This window comes from Streptomyces sp. PTL18, from assembly GCF_059510295.1.
On record NZ_JCAJZO010000006.1, the window covers coordinates 358781 to 375300 of the forward strand.

The 16520-nt window shown below is 73.3% G+C and carries 17 protein-coding genes; 10 read left to right on the forward strand and 7 right to left on the reverse strand.

The window, feature by feature from the left end:
- Position 1: 1 nt before the first annotated feature.
- On the reverse strand, positions 2-1255 hold the full coding sequence (locus AC5WS8_RS14830) for a S53 family peptidase (protein ID WP_496103923.1): 1254 nt from the start codon (positions 1253-1255) through the stop codon (positions 2-4).
- A gap of 223 nt (positions 1256-1478) precedes the next feature.
- Between AC5WS8_RS14830 and AC5WS8_RS14835 the strand changes: the two genes are divergently transcribed.
- The 9 genes from AC5WS8_RS14835 (at position 1479) to lgt (ending at position 8513) form a co-directional block, all read left to right on the forward strand.
- Positions 1479-2117 carry a TIGR02234 family membrane protein gene (locus tag AC5WS8_RS14835; protein ID WP_496103835.1) on the forward strand — a complete coding sequence of 213 codons (639 nt, stop codon included), beginning with the start codon at positions 1479-1481 and terminating at the stop codon, positions 2115-2117.
- Positions 2118-2336: 219 nt separating this feature from the next.
- The gene (locus AC5WS8_RS14840; RefSeq protein WP_496103836.1) at positions 2337-2567 is read left to right on the forward strand and encodes an HGxxPAAW family protein; all 231 of its coding nucleotides are present in this window, start codon (positions 2337-2339) and stop codon (positions 2565-2567) included.
- A gap of 92 nt (positions 2568-2659) precedes the next feature.
- Complete coding sequence (locus AC5WS8_RS14845) at positions 2660-3118, forward strand: DUF2752 domain-containing protein (protein ID WP_496103837.1); 459 nt, start codon at positions 2660-2662, stop codon at positions 3116-3118.
- Between the two features lie 173 nt (positions 3119-3291).
- On the forward strand, positions 3292-4101 hold the full coding sequence (gene trpC, locus AC5WS8_RS14850) for an indole-3-glycerol phosphate synthase TrpC (protein ID WP_496103838.1): 810 nt from the start codon (positions 3292-3294) through the stop codon (positions 4099-4101).
- Positions 4102-4123: 22 nt separating this feature from the next.
- Complete coding sequence (gene trpM, locus AC5WS8_RS14855) at positions 4124-4363, forward strand: tryptophan biosynthesis modulator TrpM (RefSeq protein WP_496103839.1); 240 nt, start codon at positions 4124-4126, stop codon at positions 4361-4363.
- A 65-nt stretch (positions 4364-4428) separates the two neighbouring features.
- Positions 4429-5715, forward strand: coding sequence for a tryptophan synthase subunit beta (gene trpB / locus AC5WS8_RS14860; RefSeq protein ID WP_496103840.1), 1287 nt, complete (start codon positions 4429-4431; stop codon positions 5713-5715).
- Positions 5712-6527 (forward strand): tryptophan synthase subunit alpha, encoded by an 816-nt coding sequence (trpA, locus tag AC5WS8_RS14865; RefSeq protein WP_496103841.1) that lies wholly within the window; start codon positions 5712-5714, stop codon positions 6525-6527. The genes trpB and trpA overlap by 4 nt, the downstream gene beginning before the upstream one ends.
- Positions 6528-6621: 94 nt before the next feature.
- Complete coding sequence (locus tag AC5WS8_RS14870; RefSeq protein ID WP_496103842.1) at positions 6622-7398, forward strand: DsbA family protein; 777 nt, start codon at positions 6622-6624, stop codon at positions 7396-7398.
- A 128-nt stretch (positions 7399-7526) separates the two neighbouring features.
- Positions 7527-8513, forward strand: coding sequence for a prolipoprotein diacylglyceryl transferase (gene lgt / locus AC5WS8_RS14875; RefSeq protein WP_496103843.1), 987 nt, complete (start codon positions 7527-7529; stop codon positions 8511-8513).
- Positions 8514-8580: 67 nt separating this feature from the next.
- On the opposite strand, the gene AC5WS8_RS14880 is transcribed toward lgt, so the two are convergent.
- The 6 genes from AC5WS8_RS14880 to AC5WS8_RS14905 are packed head-to-tail and all read right to left on the reverse strand — an operon-like array spanning position 8581 to position 15444.
- Positions 8581-9408, reverse strand: a complete 828-nt coding sequence (locus AC5WS8_RS14880) for an HpcH/HpaI aldolase/citrate lyase family protein (protein WP_496103844.1) — start codon at positions 9406-9408, stop codon at positions 8581-8583.
- Entirely contained in the window at positions 9405-10595 is a 1191-nt protein-coding gene (locus tag AC5WS8_RS14885) for a CaiB/BaiF CoA transferase family protein (RefSeq protein WP_496103845.1), read from the reverse strand. The genes AC5WS8_RS14880 and AC5WS8_RS14885 overlap by 4 nt, the downstream gene beginning before the upstream one ends.
- On the reverse strand, positions 10592-11980 hold the full coding sequence (locus AC5WS8_RS14890; protein ID WP_496103846.1) for an ADP-ribosylglycohydrolase family protein: 1389 nt from the start codon (positions 11978-11980) through the stop codon (positions 10592-10594). Before AC5WS8_RS14890 ends, AC5WS8_RS14885 begins: the two co-directional genes overlap by 4 nt.
- Positions 11968-13137: an ADP-ribosylglycohydrolase family protein gene (locus tag AC5WS8_RS14895; RefSeq protein WP_496103847.1), complete on the reverse strand. Its 1170-nt coding sequence runs from the start codon at positions 13135-13137 to the stop codon at positions 11968-11970. Before AC5WS8_RS14895 ends, AC5WS8_RS14890 begins: the two co-directional genes overlap by 13 nt.
- Positions 13138-13144: 7 nt before the next feature.
- Positions 13145-14266 (reverse strand): ADP-ribosylglycohydrolase family protein, encoded by a 1122-nt coding sequence (locus tag AC5WS8_RS14900; protein ID WP_496103848.1) that lies wholly within the window; start codon positions 14264-14266, stop codon positions 13145-13147.
- A complete protein-coding gene (locus AC5WS8_RS14905; RefSeq protein WP_496103849.1) occupies positions 14263-15444 on the reverse strand; it encodes an ADP-ribosylglycohydrolase family protein in 1182 nt (393 codons plus the stop codon). Before AC5WS8_RS14905 ends, AC5WS8_RS14900 begins: the two co-directional genes overlap by 4 nt.
- Before the next feature lie 259 nt (positions 15445-15703).
- Here AC5WS8_RS14905 and AC5WS8_RS14910 point away from each other — a divergent pair, with 259 nt between their 5' ends.
- A complete protein-coding gene (locus AC5WS8_RS14910; RefSeq protein ID WP_496103850.1) occupies positions 15704-16435 on the forward strand; it encodes a VIT1/CCC1 transporter family protein in 732 nt (243 codons plus the stop codon).
- Positions 16436-16520 lie beyond the last annotated feature (85 nt).

Sequence of the window (16520 nt, forward strand, 5' to 3'; positions counted from 1 at the left end):
GTCAGCCCGTGAAGGCCGCCGTGCCGTTGGGGACGCCGAGGCCGGAGGGCCCGTCGTACCCGGTCGTGCCGGTGCACAGGTAGGAACCGGAGCAGCTGCCGTTGGAGCCGCTGGTCACGTCGTACAGCGACGAGGTGTGGGCGTACGGGAAGGACGCCGGGGAGGAGCCGGAGGACGGGGCGCCCGCCAGCGCGTACGTCGCCGCGATCAGCGGGGACGAAGCGCTGGTGCCGCCGAAGACCATCCAGCCGGTGGCCGAGCGGTAGCTGTCGTAGACCGCGACGCCGGTGTTCGGGTCGGCGACCGCGGAGACGTCGGCAACCGTGCGCCTGGCACACCCGCTGTCGGTCTGCCAGCTCGGCTTGGCGTCGTACGCGGAGCAACCCGAGCCCGCGCCGCTCCACACCGTGTCGGTCCAGCCGCGGGAGTTCGACGCGGTCTTCAGCGACGTGCCGCCCACCGCCGTCACGTACCTGGACGCGGCCGGGTACTCGACGCCGTAGCCGTTGTCACCGGAGGAGACGGTGATGGCGACGCCCGGGTGGTTGAAGTACGAGGAGTCGTACGTCGTGTCGCTGGAGGACTCGCTGCCGCCGTAGCTGTTGCTGACGAACTTCGCGCCCAGCCTGACCGCGGTGTTCACGGCCGTCCCGAGCTTGGTCATGGACGCCGAACCGGCCTCCACCAGCAGGATCTTGCAGTTCGGGCAGGCCGCGCTGACCATGTCCAGGTCGAGGGAGATCTCCTCGGCCCAGCCGGAGTCACCGCGCGGATAGTTGGTCCCGCCGTTCTGGTCGACCTTCTTGAAGCAGCCGTTCGCCGTGGTGCAGGCGGACAGGCCGTACTGGGATCGGTAGACGGCGAGGTCGGCCTCGGCGTTGGGGTCGTCGTAGGCGTCGACGATCGCGACCGTCTGGCCCGATCCGCCGGTTGCCGAGGGCAGGTTGTAGGCCGCCTGCAGTGAGGCGGGGCCGTAGCCGGAGGGTGCGGCGGCGGCCGTAAGGTCGCTCTCCGCGTGGGCGGACTGCGGGGTGCCCGACGTGACCTTGAGGGCGTTGCAGGCCATGACGTTCTTCTGCGTCGGGGCCGCACAGGAGTGCGCGAAGGTGACGCCGTGTGCCGCGGACGTCGCCGATGCCGCCTGGACGGCCGGCGCGGCCAGGGCCAGGGCAGCCGTGGCCAGTGAGGCCATGGCGACAGAGGAAAGGGTTCTGCGCAACTTACGTCCTCCACGAGTGGGTGAGAGGGGGGACATGTGGGGGGTGCGCGGGTGCAGCCGGTCGTGCGGGGTACGCACGACGGCGGGCAGAACCTATGGATGTCCTGGGCACGTCAACAAGTGGGTGGTTGAAGCTGTGACATCTCTTGGCCGTTGAATGGGTGACGCATGGGTTGCCACTGAGGGAGCCCTGGGGAAACCGTGGTGATCTCTTGGGTTGACGGACCCGGGTGACGGTTCGCCCGGGGCCCGGGCGATAGTGGAGTACGTGACTGCCGTACCTCACCCCCGTTCCGAGGCCGCCGTACCCTCCCGGCCCGCCCGGCGCAGCCTCGCCCTCGCCCTGCTGTGCGGGGCGGCCGGCGCGGCCGTGGCGCTTCTCTCCACCCGGCAGAGCTGGTCGGCGGGGACCGTCACGGTGGCCGGCGGCGCCTACGCGCTGACCGCCAAGGGCAGCGACGTCACGGGTGTGCCCGCGGCCCTCGCCATAGTGGGCCTCGCCGCACTCGTCGCCGTCTTCGCCGTCCGCAGCACCGGGCGCCTGCTCGTTTCCCTGCTGCTCGCGCTCTCCGGCGCCGGCACCGTCGCCGCCGCGCTGCTCGGCGCCTCGGACAGCTCGGCGCTCGACGAGAAGGCGGCACAGGCGGCCGGTGACACCTCCGCGACCGCGACCGCGCTCACGCACTCCCCCTGGCCGTACATCGCGGCCCTGGGCGGCGCGCTGCTCCTTCTCGCCGGACTGCTCGCCCTGCGCTACGGCCGGCTGTGGCCCGCGATGTCCGGCCGCTACGAGCGCGACGGCACGCCCCGTCCGCGCCGCACGAAGCCCCTCGACCCCGACCGCCCCGAGGACCTGTGGAAGGCCCTCGACCGCGGCGAGGACCCCACCGGCGCCTGAACGCCGCGACGACCGACGGGTGCGTCGAACGGCGCCCGGAAGACCCAGCGGCCCCGAACGGGCGCCCGAGAGGCGCAGCGGCCCCGAACGGCGCCCGAGAGGCGCAGCGGCCCCGAACGGGACAGCCCGACCCCGCGCTCACCCCCTGTGCACGGGTACGGGACAATGGGCGCCGAGCTTCGACTCACCCACGCACATAGAGCCAACAAGGAGCAAGTCATGGCGGGCAGCAGCCACGGTCACACCCCGGCCGCCTGGACCGGTGTCATCATCGCCTTCATCGGTTTCTGCGTCGCGGGCGCCTTCACCGTGATGGCCCAGCCTGTCGGCTTCTGGGCAGGCATCGCGATCTGCGTCCTCGGTGGCGTCGTCGGCGGCATCATGCGCCAGATGGGCCTCGGCCAGCCGAAGACGCAGGCGCACCAGGCCGCGGAGGCCACGGAGCACTGAGGTCCCCGGCTGCGGACGACAGGCGGCCCCGCACGGCGCGTACGGGAGCCGCCTCTCGTGTGCCCGCGCACCCCCGGCGGCCGGCGGGCAGAATGCGTGGGGTGAATACCGAAACCCCCATCGTGCCCCGGCACCCCGGCGACACCGGAAGCGGAGCCGTGCTCCGCCGCCTCGCGGTACCCGCGGGGATCCTCGCCGCCGTCACCGGGGCCTTCGCCTACGTCGGGGCCGTGGACCCCAATGAACCCGGCCACTATCCGGTCTGCCCGCTGCTGCGCTGCACCGGCGTGTACTGCCCCGGCTGCGGCGGACTGCGCAGCACCCACGCCCTCGTGCACGGGGACGTCCCGGCGGCGCTGCACGACAACGCTCTCGCCGTCGCCGGCTGGCTCGTCCTCGCCGTGGTGTGGTCCCTCTGGGCGGTGCGCGCGGCGCGGGGACGGACACTGCGGATCGACCTCACGCCGGTGCAGCTGTGGAGCCTGGGCGCCCTCGTGCTGGCCTTCACCGTGGTGCGGAACCTGCCGTTCGGCGGCTGGCTGCATCCCTGATCACGGGTATATGTCCAGGTAGTGGGACCGGCGTCCACCGGATGTGAGCCTTGGGCCATGCTCCGGATACCATCACAGTGACCATCGGTTTCCTCTGCCGAGGCCCCGGTGGACCGAGGCCCGACCCGTCGGACCTCACCTCATCGTCAACCGTCAGGAAGGGGGCCGCTCGCGTGAGTGTGCTCGACGAGATCATCGACGGAGTCCGTGCCGACCTCGCGGAGCGGCAGGCACGCGTCAGCCTCGACGAGCTCAAGGAGCGCGCGGCGAAGGCTCCCGCGGCCAAGGACGGTCTCGCCGCCCTGCGCGGTGACGGAGTCAAGGTGATCTGCGAGGTCAAGCGGTCCAGCCCGTCCAAGGGAGCGCTCGCCGCGATCGCCGACCCGGCGGGGCTCGCCGCGGACTACGAGACGGGCGGCGCGGCCGTCATCTCCGTCCTGACCGAGCAGCGCCGCTTCGGCGGCTCGCTGGCCGACCTGGAGGCCGTCCGGGCCCGGGTCGACCTCCCGGTGCTGCGCAAGGACTTCATCGTCACCTCCTACCAGCTGTGGGAGGCCCGGGCGTACGGCGCCGACCTCGTGCTGCTGATCGTCGCCGCCCTCGACCAGCCGGCCCTGGAGTCGCTGATCGAGCGTGCGGTCTCCATCGGGCTCACCCCGCTCGTCGAGGTGCACGACGAGGACGAGGTCGAGCGGGCGGTGGACGCCGGGGCGAAGGTCATCGGCGTCAACGCGCGCAACCTCAAGACCCTCGAGGTGGACCGCGGCACGTTCGAGCGGATCGCCCCGGAGATCCCCGAAGGGATCGTCAAGGTCGCGGAGTCCGGTGTCCGCGGACCGCACGACCTGATCGCCTACGCCAACGAGGGTGCCGACGCGGTCCTCGTCGGCGAGTCCCTGGTGACCGGGCGCGATCCGAAGGCCGCGGTCGCCGACCTGGTCGCGGCGGGCGCGCATCCGGCACTGCGGCACGGGCGCGGCTGATCCCTCGCTAGGCTTGGCTGCGATGACCCTCCCGATCACCCCGGCGGCCCGGGACCCGTACGCCCGCCTCGCGCGCGGCTGCCGGCCCCGCGGCTGCCGCGCGCCCGCGCGCCGGGTCCACGGCCGCAGGGTGCGGTACGTCATCGGTGACGAGCCGGGCCAGGTCAACGGCATGCGATGGCAGCGCCCCTTCCAGGGGCGCGGGACAGTGCTCGCTCACGCGGCTGCGCCGCGTGAGCGCGACGAGCCGCCGACGGCCTGAGGCCGACCGGCAAGCCCCGCCCCCACGGCGATCAGGTATTTCGACACTCACCGTGAGGTTTCCGCATGCCCAGCCAGTTCTTCATCCCCGACCCGGAGGGTCGGGTCCCGAGTGCCGAGGGCTACTTCGGCGCGTTCGGCGGCAAGTTCATCCCGGAGGCCCTCGTCGCCGCCGTGGACGAGGTCGCCGTCGAGTACGAGAAGGCCAAGGCCGATCCCCAGTTCGCCCGCGAGCTCGACGACCTGCTCGTCAACTACACCGGCCGGCCCAGTGCCCTGACCGAGGTCCCGCGGTTCGCCGAGCACGCCGGGGGCGCCCGGGTGTTCCTCAAGCGCGAGGACCTCAACCACACCGGATCACACAAGATCAACAACGTCCTCGGGCAGGCCCTGCTCACCAGGAGGATGGGCAAGACCCGGGTCATCGCCGAGACCGGCGCCGGCCAGCACGGCGTGGCCACGGCGACGGCCTGCGCGCTGTTCGGGCTCGAGTGCACCATCTACATGGGCGAGATCGACACCCGGCGGCAGGCCCTCAACGTCGCGCGGATGCGCATGCTCGGCGCCGAGGTCATCGCCGTGAAGTCGGGCTCCCGCACCCTCAAGGACGCCATCAACGAGGCGTTCCGCGACTGGGTCGCCAACGTGGACCACACCCACTACCTGTTCGGTACCGTCGCCGGACCCCACCCCTTCCCGGCCATGGTGCGCGACTTCCACCGTGTGATCGGCGTGGAGGCCCGCCGGCAGCTCCTGGAGCGCGCCGGGCGCCTGCCGGACGCCGCCGTCGCCTGCGTGGGCGGCGGCTCCAACGCCATCGGCCTCTTCCACGCCTTCATCCCGGACGAGGGCGTGCGCCTCATCGGCTGCGAGCCCGCCGGCCACGGCATCGAGACCGGTGAGCACGCCGCCACCCTCACCGCGGGCGAGCCCGGCATCCTGCACGGCTCCCGGTCCTACGTCCTGCAGGACGACGAAGGCCAGATCACCGAGCCGTACTCGATCTCCGCCGGCCTCGACTATCCGGGCATCGGCCCCGAGCACTCCTACCTGAAGGACAGCGGCCGCGGCGAGTACCGCGCCGTCACCGACGACGCGGCCATGCAGGCCCTGCGCCTGCTGTCCCGCACCGAGGGCATCATCCCGGCCATCGAGAGCGCCCACGCCCTCGCCGGGGCCCTCGAGGTCGGCAGGGAGCTGGGCGGCGAGGGACTGATCGTCGTCAACCTGTCCGGGCGCGGCGACAAGGACATGGACACCGCCGCCCGGTACTTCGGCCTGTACGACACCGACGCGTCCGTCGCCGCGGACGCCGACACCGACACCGCGGAGATCGAGGGGGACGCCCTGTGAGCGGGAACATCCGGCTGCTGTCCGACACCCTCGCCGCCGCGAAGGCGGAGGACCGGTCGGCGCTCATCGCCTACCTGCCCGCCGGTTTCCCGACCGTGGACGGCGGCATCGCCGCGATCAAGGCGGTCCTGGACGGCGGCGCCGACGTGGTCGAGGTGGGCCTGCCGCACAGCGACCCCGTCCTCGACGGTCCCGTCATCCAGACCGCCGACGACATCGCGCTGCGCGGCGGCGTGAAGATCGCCGACGTGATGCGCACGGTGCGCGAGACCCACGAGGCGACCGGCAAGCCGATCCTCGTGATGACGTACTGGAACCCGATCGACCGCTACGGCGTCGAGCGCTTCACCGCAGAGCTCGCCGAGGCGGGCGGCGCGGGCTGCATCCTGCCGGACCTGCCCGTGCAGGAGTCGGCCCTGTGGCGGGAGCACGCCGACAAGCACGGGCTCGCCACCGTCTTCGTGGTCGCGCCCAGCAGCAAGGACGCACGGCTCGCCGAGATCACCGCAGCGGGCTCCGGCTTCGTCTACGCGGCCTCGCTCATGGGTGTCACCGGCACCCGCGAGACGGTCGGCGCGCAGGCCCAGGACCTGGTCCGGCGCACCCGCGCCACCACCGACCTGCCGGTCTGCGTCGGCCTCGGCGTCTCAAGCGCCGCCCAGGCCGCCGAGGTGGCCGGCTTCGCGGACGGCGTGATCGTCGGCTCCGCGTTCGTCAAGCGGATGCTGGACGCGCCCGACGAGGCGGCGGCCCTGGAGGCGGTGCGGACCCTCGCTGGAGAGCTGGCCGAGGGCGTACGCGGCAACGCATGAGCCCGCCGGGACGGACGGCTCACCGAACTCACTCGTACGAGTGGACCTGGGACCGGGGAGGCGCGCTGCGCCTCCCCGGTTCGTTCTGCCGGACGTGAGCGAGAAGAACCGTGAAGGAAAGCGCACCGCCCGCGAGCGGCTGGCGGTCGAGCGACAGAAGCAGAGGGCCGCGGACAAGCGCCGACGCGCGCTGATCGTGGGTGCCTCGGTCGTCTGTGTCCTGGCGCTGGCGACGGTGGTGGGCGTCCTCGCGGCGAACGCCGGCAAGAGCGGCAAGAGCGGCGCCTCGGGCCCCGCCATCGCACCCTCCGGGGCGACGGGCAAGGACGCCCTCGCGATCCCCGTCGGCAAGGACTCCGCCAAGTCGACCCTCACGGTGTGGGAGGACTTCCGCTGCCCGGCCTGCCGGGCCTTCGAGACCATCTACCGCCCGACGATCCACCAGCTGGTCGACGCCGGGCAGCTCCGAGTCGAGTACCACCTGGTCACGCTGATCGACGGAAACCTGCGCGGCAGCGGCTCCCGCACCGCGGCCAACGCGGCGGCGTGTGCGCAGGACGCCGGAAAGTTCTCGGCCTACCACGACGTGCTGTACGACAACCAGCCGAAGGAGACGCAGGACACCTACGCGGACAAGGACAAGCTGATCGAGCTGGCAGGCAAGGTCGACGGCCTCGACAGCCCGTCCTTCCGGAAGTGCGTCAAGGACGGCACGCACGACAGCTGGGTGGTGAAGTCGAACACCGCCTTCCAGAACGCCCGCTTCACCGGCACGCCGACGGTGCTTCTCGGCGGCAAGAACCTCCTCGAGGACCGCACGATGACACCGGCCAAGCTGAAGCAGATGGTGGAGGCCGCCAACAAGTCCTGAGGTCCCCGGGGGCCTGCGACGCCCCCGGTCCGCTGATGCGGCACTAGGCCGGGGGAGTCGTACGTTATGGACCCGTAGCCGGGTGGGTTGCCACGCTGCGTGTCCGGCAGGGTAGCGTCGTTCCTGCCATGGAACTTGCCTACATTCCCAGCCCGTCGCGCGGGGTGCTGTACCTCGGCCCCATTCCGCTGCGCGGCTACGCCTTCTGCATCATCATCGGTGTCTTCGTAGCCGTGTGGCTCGGCAACAAACGCTGGCTCGCCCGGGGCGGCCGGGCGGGCACGGTGGCCGACATCGCGGTCTGGGCCGTGCCGTTCGGCCTGGTCGGCGGGCGGCTCTACCACGTGATCACGGACTACGAGCTGTACTTCAGCGAGGGCCGTGACTGGGTGGACGCCTTCAAGGTCTGGCAGGGCGGGCTCGGCATCTGGGGCGCGGTCGCGCTGGGAGCGGTCGGCGCGTGGATCGGCTGCCGCCGCCGGGGCATCACGCTTCCCTCGTACGCGGACGCCGTCGCGCCCGGCATCGCCTTCGCACAGGCCATCGGACGCTGGGGCAACTGGTTCAACCAGGAGCTGTACGGGCGGCCGACGGACGTGCCGTGGGCGCTGCACATCACGTCGTCGACGGACGGGCGGGTGCCGGGGTACTACCACCCGACGTTCCTGTACGAGTCGCTGTGGTGCGTCGGGGTCGGGTTCCTGGTGATCTGGGCCGACCGCCGCTTCAAGCTGGGACACGGGCGCGCGTTCGCGCTCTACGTGGCCGCCTACTGCGCGGGCCGCGGCTGGATCGAGTACATGCGGGTCGACGACGCGCACCACATCCTGGGCCTCAGGCTGAACGACTGGACCGCGATGCTGGTGTTCCTGCTGGCGGTGACGTACATCATCGTGTCGTCGCGGGTCCGGCCGGGCCGGGAGGCAGTGGTCGAGCCGGGCGCTTCCGGCGGCGAGGCCGAGGCGGACGCCGACTCGGCTGCGGAGCCGGAGAAGAAGGGCGAGCCGGAGCCGGAGGACGAGAAGGCGACAGTTCCGCAGGCCACGGGGACGGCGGAGGCCAAGGCGACCGCGGAGACCTCCGGGGACGAGGCCGAGTCGGCCCCGAAGGGCTGACGGGCGTTCGTACGCTGTCCGGGGCGCCGTCCTCGCCGGGCACGGCGCCCCCGCGCGTGTCCGGCGCTCAGCGCCTGCGGCGGGCCAACGACAGGGTTCTGTGCGCCTCTCGCACCACCGCCGTGTCGATGAAGCGGCCGTCGGGGAGGGCCTGGGCGCCCTGGTCCAGGGCGGCGGCCTTGAGGGTCTCCTCCGCCCGGGTGATCTCCTCCGGAGTCGGTGCGTAGGCGCGTTCGATGATCGGGAGCTGGCGGGGATGGATCGCCGCCCGGCCCAGGAAGCCCAGGCGGCGGCCGTGCGCGCAGGACACCGCCAGCCCCTCCAGGTCCCGTGTGTCCGGGTAGATCGACTGTGCCGGCGGCGGCAGCGCGGCGGCCCGGGCCGCCACCACCACCCGCGCCCGCGACCAGTCGAGCCCTGCGTCCTCCCGCACGCCCAGGTCGGCCCGGAGGTCCGACTCGCCCAGCGCGATGCCCCGCACGGCCGGATGCGCGGACGCGATCGCGAACGCGCGCTCCACCCCCAGGGCCGTCTCCAGAAGGGCGTGCAGGGGGACGACCGTCCCGTCGGCCCGGACGGCACGCCGCGCGACGCGGACGACGTCCGAGGGCGACGTCACCTTCGGCAGGCGCAGACCCGCAAGGCCCACCAGCGCCGCGAGCGCCGTCAGGTCCGCCTCGCCCCAGGGGCTGTCCAGCGCGTTCACCCGGACAAGGACCGGTACCGGCGGGCGCTGCGCGAGCCGTTCCGCGGTGGCGGACCGCGCGTACGCCTTGCGGTCCGGGGCGACCGCGTCCTCCAGGTCGACCAGCACCACGTCCGCCCCGGCGGTGAGCGCCTTGCCCACCACCTCCGGACGGTCTCCGGGCGCGTACAGCAGGGTGAGCGGGGTCACAGGACACCCTCCGCCCGGAGTGCGGCGACCTCGGCGGCCGTCAGGCCCAGCTCGGTCAGGACCGCCCGCGTGTCCGCGCCGTGCGGACGGCCGGCCCAGCGGATCGCGCCCGGCGTGGCGGAGAGCCGGAACAGGACGTTCTGCATCCGCAGCCGGCCCAGCTCCGGATCGTCCGGGACCGTGGTGATCGTGCCCAGCGCCGCGTACTGCGGGTCGGTCATCACCTCCCGAACGTCCTGCACCGGCGCCACCGCCGCCTCCGCGTCCTCGAACGCCTTCAGCACCTCCGCGCGGGTGCGGCGGGCGATCCACCCGCCGACGGCGTCGTCGAGCACCTCCGCGTGCCGGGCCCGCTCCTCGCCCGTCGCGAACCACGGCTCCTCGATCAGCTCCGGGCGGCCGACCAGGCGCATCACCCGCTCGGCGACGGACGTGGCGGAGGCCGAGACGGCGACCCAGCCGCCGTCCGCGGTGCGGTAGGTGTTGCGCGGGGCGTTGTTCTGGGAGCGGTTGCCGGTGCGCCCCTGGACGTGGCCCAACTGGTCGTACCAGATCGGCTGCGGGCCGAGGACCGTGAGGATCGGCTCGATGATCGCCATGTCCACCACCTGGCCCGCCCCGGTGCGCTCCCGGGCCGCCAGGGCCGTCATCACCGCGTACGCCGTCGCCAGGGCCGTGATCGAGTCGGCCAGCCCGAACGGCGGGAGCGTCGGCGGCCCGTCCGGCTCCCCGGTGATCGCCGCGAACCCGCTCATCGCCTCCGCGAGCGTGCCGAAGCCGGGACGGTGCGCGTACGGGCCGAACTGGCCGAACGCGGTCACCCGCGCGAGCACGAGGCGGGGGTTCGCGGCGGACAGCTCCTCCCAGCCCAGGTCCCACTTCTCCAGGGTCCCCGGGCGGAAGTTCTCGACGATCACGTCGGAGGTCGCGGCGAGCCGCAGCAGGGTCGTACGGCCACCCGGCTTGGACAGGTCGAGTGTCATCGTGCGCTTGTTGCGGCCGAGCAGTTTCCACCACAGCCCCACGCCGTGCTTCGTCGGGCCGTGGCCGCGGGACGGGTCGGGCCGGGCCGGGTGCTCCACCTTGATGACCTCGGCTCCGAAGTCACCGAGGAGGGTCGCGGCGAGGGGACCGGCGAAGAGGGTCGCGAGGTCGAGGACGCGGAGGCCGGCGAGGGGAGTGGTCATGAGTGGTGGGCCTCCAGGTGGGCCAGGCGGTGCGTGAGGTGGGCCAGGGTGTCGAAGCCGACGCCGTTGAAGACGCCGACGGACGTGGCGAGCCGGTTCTTGAGCGGGGCGGTCCAGCGGTCTGGGAGCGCGCCGGGGTGCCCGGCCAGCAGTCCGGCGATGCTCCCGGCCGTCGCGCCGTTCGAATCGGTGTCCCACCCCCCGGACACCGCACGGCAGATGGACCCGGTGAAGTCGCCGTCGGCGTGGGTGAGGGCCGCGGCGATCAGGGCGGTGTTGGGAACGGCGTGGACCCAGTGGCAGGTGCGGTGGGCGGCGTGCAGCGCGTCGACCACCGCGTCGAAGTCGGCCGTGGATTCGGCCAGTCGGACCGCGTGGCGGACGGCGCGGGCGAGACGGGAGGCGGGTGGGACGACGGCGAGGCCGGTACGCAGGCAGTGGCGGACGTCGTGGGCGCCGGTGGCCGCCTCGGCGATGGCGGCCGCGGTGAACATCGCCGCGTAGACGCCGTTCCCGGTGTGGGTGAGGGTGGCGTCGCGGTGCGCCTGTTCGGCCGCGGCGGCCGGGTCGCCGGGGTTCGTCCAGCCGTGGGCGTCGGCGCGGATGAGGGCGCCGATCCATTCGCGGAAGGGGTTGCGGTGGCGGGCGGTGCGCGGGGGTTCGATGCCGGAGAGGAGGTTGCGGTAGGCGACGCGCTCGGCGGTGAAGGTGCGGGCGGCGGGGAGTTCGTCGAGCCAAAGGCGGGCGACGTCGGTGGTGGTGAAGTGCCTGCCGTGGCGCTCCAGCAACAGGAGGTTCAGCAGCGGGTAGTTGAGGTCGTCGTCCTCGGGCATGCCGTCGATGTTCTCGTCGAGGGAGGTGGTCGCGGAGCGGCGGTTCCACGGGTACCTCGCCGCCAGTTCCGCGGGGACTCCTCGAGCTGTGAACCAGGTGTTCAGGGGCCAGTTGCCGGTGGCGTTCGCGAGTCGGCGGATGCCGTCGAGGGGGAGTCTCTCCACCGGTTTGCCCAGGAGGCAGCCGGCGGCCCGGCCGAGCCAGGCGGCTTCGAAGCGCGCCTCCGCGGGGGTCGCCCGGGGGCCGCGACGGCCTCCGGACGGGGGAGGGGGCCAGCTGCGGCACAGCCGCCTGATCCGCGACAGTTCCGTCGGCTCGTGCTCGCTCAAGCTGCTCGGCAGGTCCGCCAGTTCGTCCAGCAGGTCCTCGGCCAGCAGGCGCAGGTACGGGGACGCCGGTACCGGTGACGCGCCGGCGGTCAGGGGGGCCGGAGGGCCGCCCGCCGCCCTCCATCTCGCGGCGATCGCCGACGGCTCCCGGCCGTCCTGTTCCGCCTGGCGGAGTTCGTGGCCGAGGAGGTCCTCCGGCTGGACCCAGGTCAGTCGGAGCACCTGGAGCCCCCCAGCGCGGCGAACGCCGCCTCGTGGCAGCGTCGACGGCACAGGTCCCGGGCGAAGACGTCCCGGGTGACCTCCGTCAGCGTCCGGGCCGGGGCCCGCAGGTCCAGGCGGCTCGCCTCGGCCACCGCCTTCGCCCAGTCGGACGGGACCGGTGAGCCCAGCGCGCCCGTGATCGCGCCCGCCATCGTGGCGATGGAGTCGCAGTCCCGGCCGTAGTTCACCGAGCCGAGCACCGCGTGACGGTAGTCCCCGCGCGCCACGACCATCATGCCGAGCGCCACCGGGAGTTCCTCGATCGAGTGCAGCCGGGACGGGCGGCGGGCACCCAGAGACGGGGTGCGGTAGTCGGGGCCGACGGTGTCGTACGGCGCCACCGCCTCCCGCAGCGGCCTGAGCGCAGACTCGAAGTCGGGGTAGCGGGAGGCCGTCTCGCAGACCGTCTCGATCGCGGCGCGCGTCCCGTCCTTGGCCAGCGACAGGCACGCCGCCACGACCGAGTCCGGTGTCGCGCCCGGTGCGCAGGCCGCCGCCACCGCCGCCGCGAGCACCCCGGCCGCCTCCCTGCCGTACGACGACTGGTGGGCGCCCGCGATGTCCAGGGCCTCGGCGTACGCGCCCTCGGGGTTGGCCGCGTTGACCAGGCCGACCGGCGCCATGTACATCGCGGCGCCGCAGTTGACGATGTTGCCGACGCCCGCCTCGCGCGGGTCCGCATGGGCGTGGTGAAGCCGTGTCACGAGCCACTTCTCGGCCAGGAAGACGCGGTGCAGCGGGAGTGCCTCCGCCTCCAGCTCCGGGATCCAGCGCGGGTTCGTCATCAGGTCCGGGACCAGGTGCTCGGCGATCGCGTACGCGTCGAGATGGTCACGGACGGCCGCGTACACCCGTACCAGCGCGTGTGTCATCAACGTGTCGTCGGTGACATGGCCGTCGCCCTTGTGGTACGGGGCGAGGGGCCGGGCCGTGCGCCAGGCGTCACCGTGCCAGGGGCCGACGATCCCGCGCACCCGGCCGCTGTGCCGTTCGACGATCTGCTCGGGGGAGTGGCCCTCGACAGGACCGCCGAGCGCATCGCCGACGGCTGCGCCGACCAGGGCGCCGGTGATGCGCTCGTCCAGAGGGACCGTCTCGTCAGGAGTGGGCGTCATGCCCGAATCATCCACCGCGAGCGGGCAGTTCCGTCGTCTCCAGGAGTTCGGCGAGGTGTACGAGGTCCGTGCCGGTCAGGTGGGGCAGTGCGCAGCCCGCGAGGGTGCGGCAGGCGTCCCGCCAGGGCGGTGGGATCGCCGCGCCGCCGCCGAGCGCTCCGGTGAGGGCGCCCGTGAGGGCGGGGGCGGAGTCGGCCACCCGCGACAGGCAGGCGGCGGCGGGCACGGCCTCCGCGATGCGCCCCTGGGCCGCCGTCGCGAGGGCGAGGGCGACCGGGACGGTCTCCGCGGCGGCGACGCCGTAGCTGTAGACGTGGTCGACGATCTGATGCTCCAGCAGGGGGACGACGCAGAAGGCGCCCTCGGCGTCGTGGGTCAGCTTCAGCGCGTGCCGGGCGTTGCGGCCGATCTCGGTGGACTCGGGGAGCTCGGCCAGCGCGGCCCTCACACAGATGTCGAGCGTCTCCCCGGACAGGGCGAGGGAGAGGGCGGCTGCCATCGCGCGGGCGCCGTGCACCCCGTCGCCGTCCTGGGTGTAACGGGCGTCGAACTCGGCCAGCTCGGCTGCGGGTTCGGGCTCGCCGGGATGGGCCACGGCGAGCCCGCAGGCTCGCAGGCAGGCCGCGTCGTCGAAGTAGTGCGGGTTGTCGTGACCGGTGGCGGGCGGGCGCAGCCCGGTGGAGAGGTTGCCGAGGCCGGCGCGGACGGAGATGCGGGCGCGCAACGGCATGACGGCGGACTCGCCCTCGGGGGTGCGGTCGGCCGCGGCGGCGACCTCGGCGGCGAGGGCGTTCCAGGACCGGTCGAGGGCGGCACGCAGCCCGCGCTGCCGGTCGAGACCGACGAGCGCGCCGGCGGCATCGGCGCGCAGTACGGCCTCGGCCGCGAAGGCCGCCCACTCGGCGTCGTCCGACGGTCCGAGCCGCAGGGGCTCCGGCGACTGGTTGAGGGCGATCGGCACGGGCAGGGTGGTGGTCGCGTTCTGCTCGGCGAAGGCGTCCAGCTCCCGGGTCAGCCGCCGGGTCCACTCGGGCATCCGTGCGGCCCGGTGCCGGGCGGCGGGCCACCCGGCGGCGTCACCGACGGCGAGCCCGAGCAGCAGCCCCTCGACCCGCCGCGCCCCGCTCACGGCTCTCCCTCCGTCCGGCCGTACGCCACCGCGCCGGGCCGCGCCCGTGCGCCACGCCGTCCGGCTTCCGTGCCGTCGTGCCGTCCGCCTCTTCCGCCGTCACGTCGTACGTTCCCGTCGCCCTCCACGCCGGGCCGCGCCGCCCGGACCTCCGTGCCCCCCGCCCCGCACTTCCTCACGTCCCCCGGCGTCAGCAGGTCGGCCACCTCCAGGACGTGGTGCCCCTGTACGGAGGGCAGGCAGCGGCCCTGTGCCGGACCGATCGCCGTCGCCCACTCCCGGGGGATCGCCGAGACCCCGCGGGTCGCGCCCGCCAGGGCGCCCGCGACCGCCGCCGTGGTGTCGGCGTCGCGGCCCATGTTGACCGCGGTGAGCACCGACTCCCGGAAGTCGCCGTCCGCCGCCACGTATGCGCCGAACGCCAGGGCGACCGCCTCGGGCGCGAGGTCCGTCCAGGGGTATCCGTCGATCACCACCGCGGAGCGGACCGCCCGGGCGCCCCGGCGGGCCTCGGCGACAGCGCGGCGCAGCGAGCGGGCGGTCCACGAGTCCTCGGGGACGACCGCGAGGGCCGAGGCCACCACGGCGCCCGGCGATGCCCCGGCCATCGCCGCCGCGACACCGGCCGCGACCGCCCGGCCGCCGTGGATGCCCTCGCCCTGATGGCTCACCGAGCCGTCGATCGCCGCCAGCCGCGCCGCCTCCGCCGGGCATCCCGCGGCGAAGACCCCGAAGGGCGCCGCACGCATGGCGAGCCCGTCGCTCCAGGCGTGCCGGTGCTGCGCCGAGACGGGGGCGGCAAGGCCCCGGCGCAGGTTCTCCAGCGTTCCGCGCTCGCTGAAGCCCGCTCCCCGCAGCGGCCCCTCGCCCCGGTCCACGATCCCCTCGTGCCAGGCCGCCTCCACCTGGGCCACGGTGAGCGCCGAGCCGTGCCGGGCCAGCAGCAGCCCCGAGAAGATGGCGTACTCGGTGTCGTCCGTGCCGCACGGCTTCGGGGCGACGAACCCCGTGACGCGGCCCCAGCGGGCCCTGATCTCGGACGGCTCCAGATTCTCGGCGGGCGCCCCCAGCGCGTCCCCGACGGCGAGGCCGAGCAACGCGCCGCGCGCCCGTTCCCGTTGCCGGGGACCGGCGGCGTCATCGGGCGCCGGTACCGGGGGACTGCAGGCGATGGCCATACGGTGCCTCTCCTCTCCGGGCACCCCCTGTGCGGATCTGTCCCCGCGGAACCGTGCCGCGGAGCCTCGCCGACCTCAGCATCACCCGTCCGGCATGTGAGCAGTCATCGTCACGGATGAGCGCGTGGAGGCAAAAGTGCAGGTTAGCCCAGCCTTCCCTTGCTGGCGGGAAGGAAATGCACCGCGTAAGTTCTCTGTTTGTCGAAAGATAGAACGTGTCCAAACTTAGCTTTGCCTAAGCTTCCTGGGGGGACCCCTCATGGCCATCATCGAGATCGAAGCGACGCTGCACGAGGCGCACCGGGACAACCACACCCACCGTGACGTCAACGGTGGCTGGCTGCGCCCGGCCGTCTTCGGCGCGATGGACGGGCTCGTCTCCAACCTGGCCCTGATGACGGGTGTCGCCGGCGGGTCCGTCAGCCAGCAGACCATCATCATCACCGGACTCGCGGGTCTGGCCGCCGGGGCCTTCTCCATGGCCGCCGGCGAGTACACCTCCGTCGCCTCGCAGCGTGAGCTCGTCGAGGCCGAGCTCGACGTCGAGCGGCGGGAGCTCAGGAAGCACCCGCAGGACGAGGAGGAGGAGCTGGCCGCGCTGTACGAGGCGCGCGGGGTCGAGCCCGCCCTCGCGCGTGAGGTCGCCAGGCAGCTCTCCCGTGATCCCGAGCAGGCTCTGGAGATACACGCCCGCGAGGAGCTCGGCATCGACCCGGGCGACCTGCCCTCCCCTGTGGTGGCCGCCGTCTCCAGCTTCGGGTCCTTCGCGCTCGGCGCCCTGCTGCCTCTCCTGCCCTATCTGCTCGGCGCCCACGCCCTGTGGCCCGCCGTCCTTCTCGCCCTCGTCGGCCTGTTCGCCTGCGGCGCGGTCGTGGCCAGGGTGACCGCCCGCAGCTGGTGGTACAGCGGGCTCAGGCAGCTCGCCCTCGGCGGTGCCGCGGCCGGTGTGACGTACGTCCTGGGCACTTTGTTCGGTACGGCCGTACGATAGGGCGGGCTAGTTATGCGAGGGACCGCATAAATAGTTGTTACTCGACGGTTTCGCATGCTTGAACAGCGGGCATGAGCCGTAAGCG

Excerpts from the sequence above, each read along its gene's own strand:
- AC5WS8_RS14840 (WP_496103836.1), top strand. The coding sequence starts at position 2,337 with ATGGCGGGCAGCAGCCACGGTCACACCCCGGCCGCCTGGACCGGTGTC.
- trpM (WP_496103839.1), top strand. The coding sequence starts at position 4,124 with ATGACCCTCCCGATCACCCCGGCGGCCCGGGACCCGTACGCCCGCCTC.
- trpB (WP_496103840.1), top strand. The coding sequence starts at position 4,429 with ATGCCCAGCCAGTTCTTCATCCCCGACCCGGAGGGTCGGGTCCCGAGT.
- AC5WS8_RS14895 (WP_496103847.1), bottom strand. The coding sequence starts at position 13,137 with ATGACGCCCACTCCTGACGAGACGGTCCCTCTGGACGAGCGCATCACC.
- AC5WS8_RS14885 (WP_496103845.1), bottom strand. The coding sequence starts at position 10,595 with ATGACCACTCCCCTCGCCGGCCTCCGCGTCCTCGACCTCGCGACCCTC.
- AC5WS8_RS14905 (WP_496103849.1), bottom strand. The coding sequence starts at position 15,444 with ATGGCCATCGCCTGCAGTCCCCCGGTACCGGCGCCCGATGACGCCGCC.
- AC5WS8_RS14910 (WP_496103850.1), top strand. The coding sequence starts at position 15,704 with ATGGCCATCATCGAGATCGAAGCGACGCTGCACGAGGCGCACCGGGAC.
- lgt (WP_496103843.1), top strand. The coding sequence starts at position 7,527 with ATGGAACTTGCCTACATTCCCAGCCCGTCGCGCGGGGTGCTGTACCTC.
- AC5WS8_RS14845 (WP_496103837.1), top strand. The coding sequence starts at position 2,660 with ATGCGTGGGGTGAATACCGAAACCCCCATCGTGCCCCGGCACCCCGGC.
- AC5WS8_RS14830 (WP_496103923.1), bottom strand. The coding sequence starts at position 1,255 with ATGTCCCCCCTCTCACCCACTCGTGGAGGACGTAAGTTGCGCAGAACC.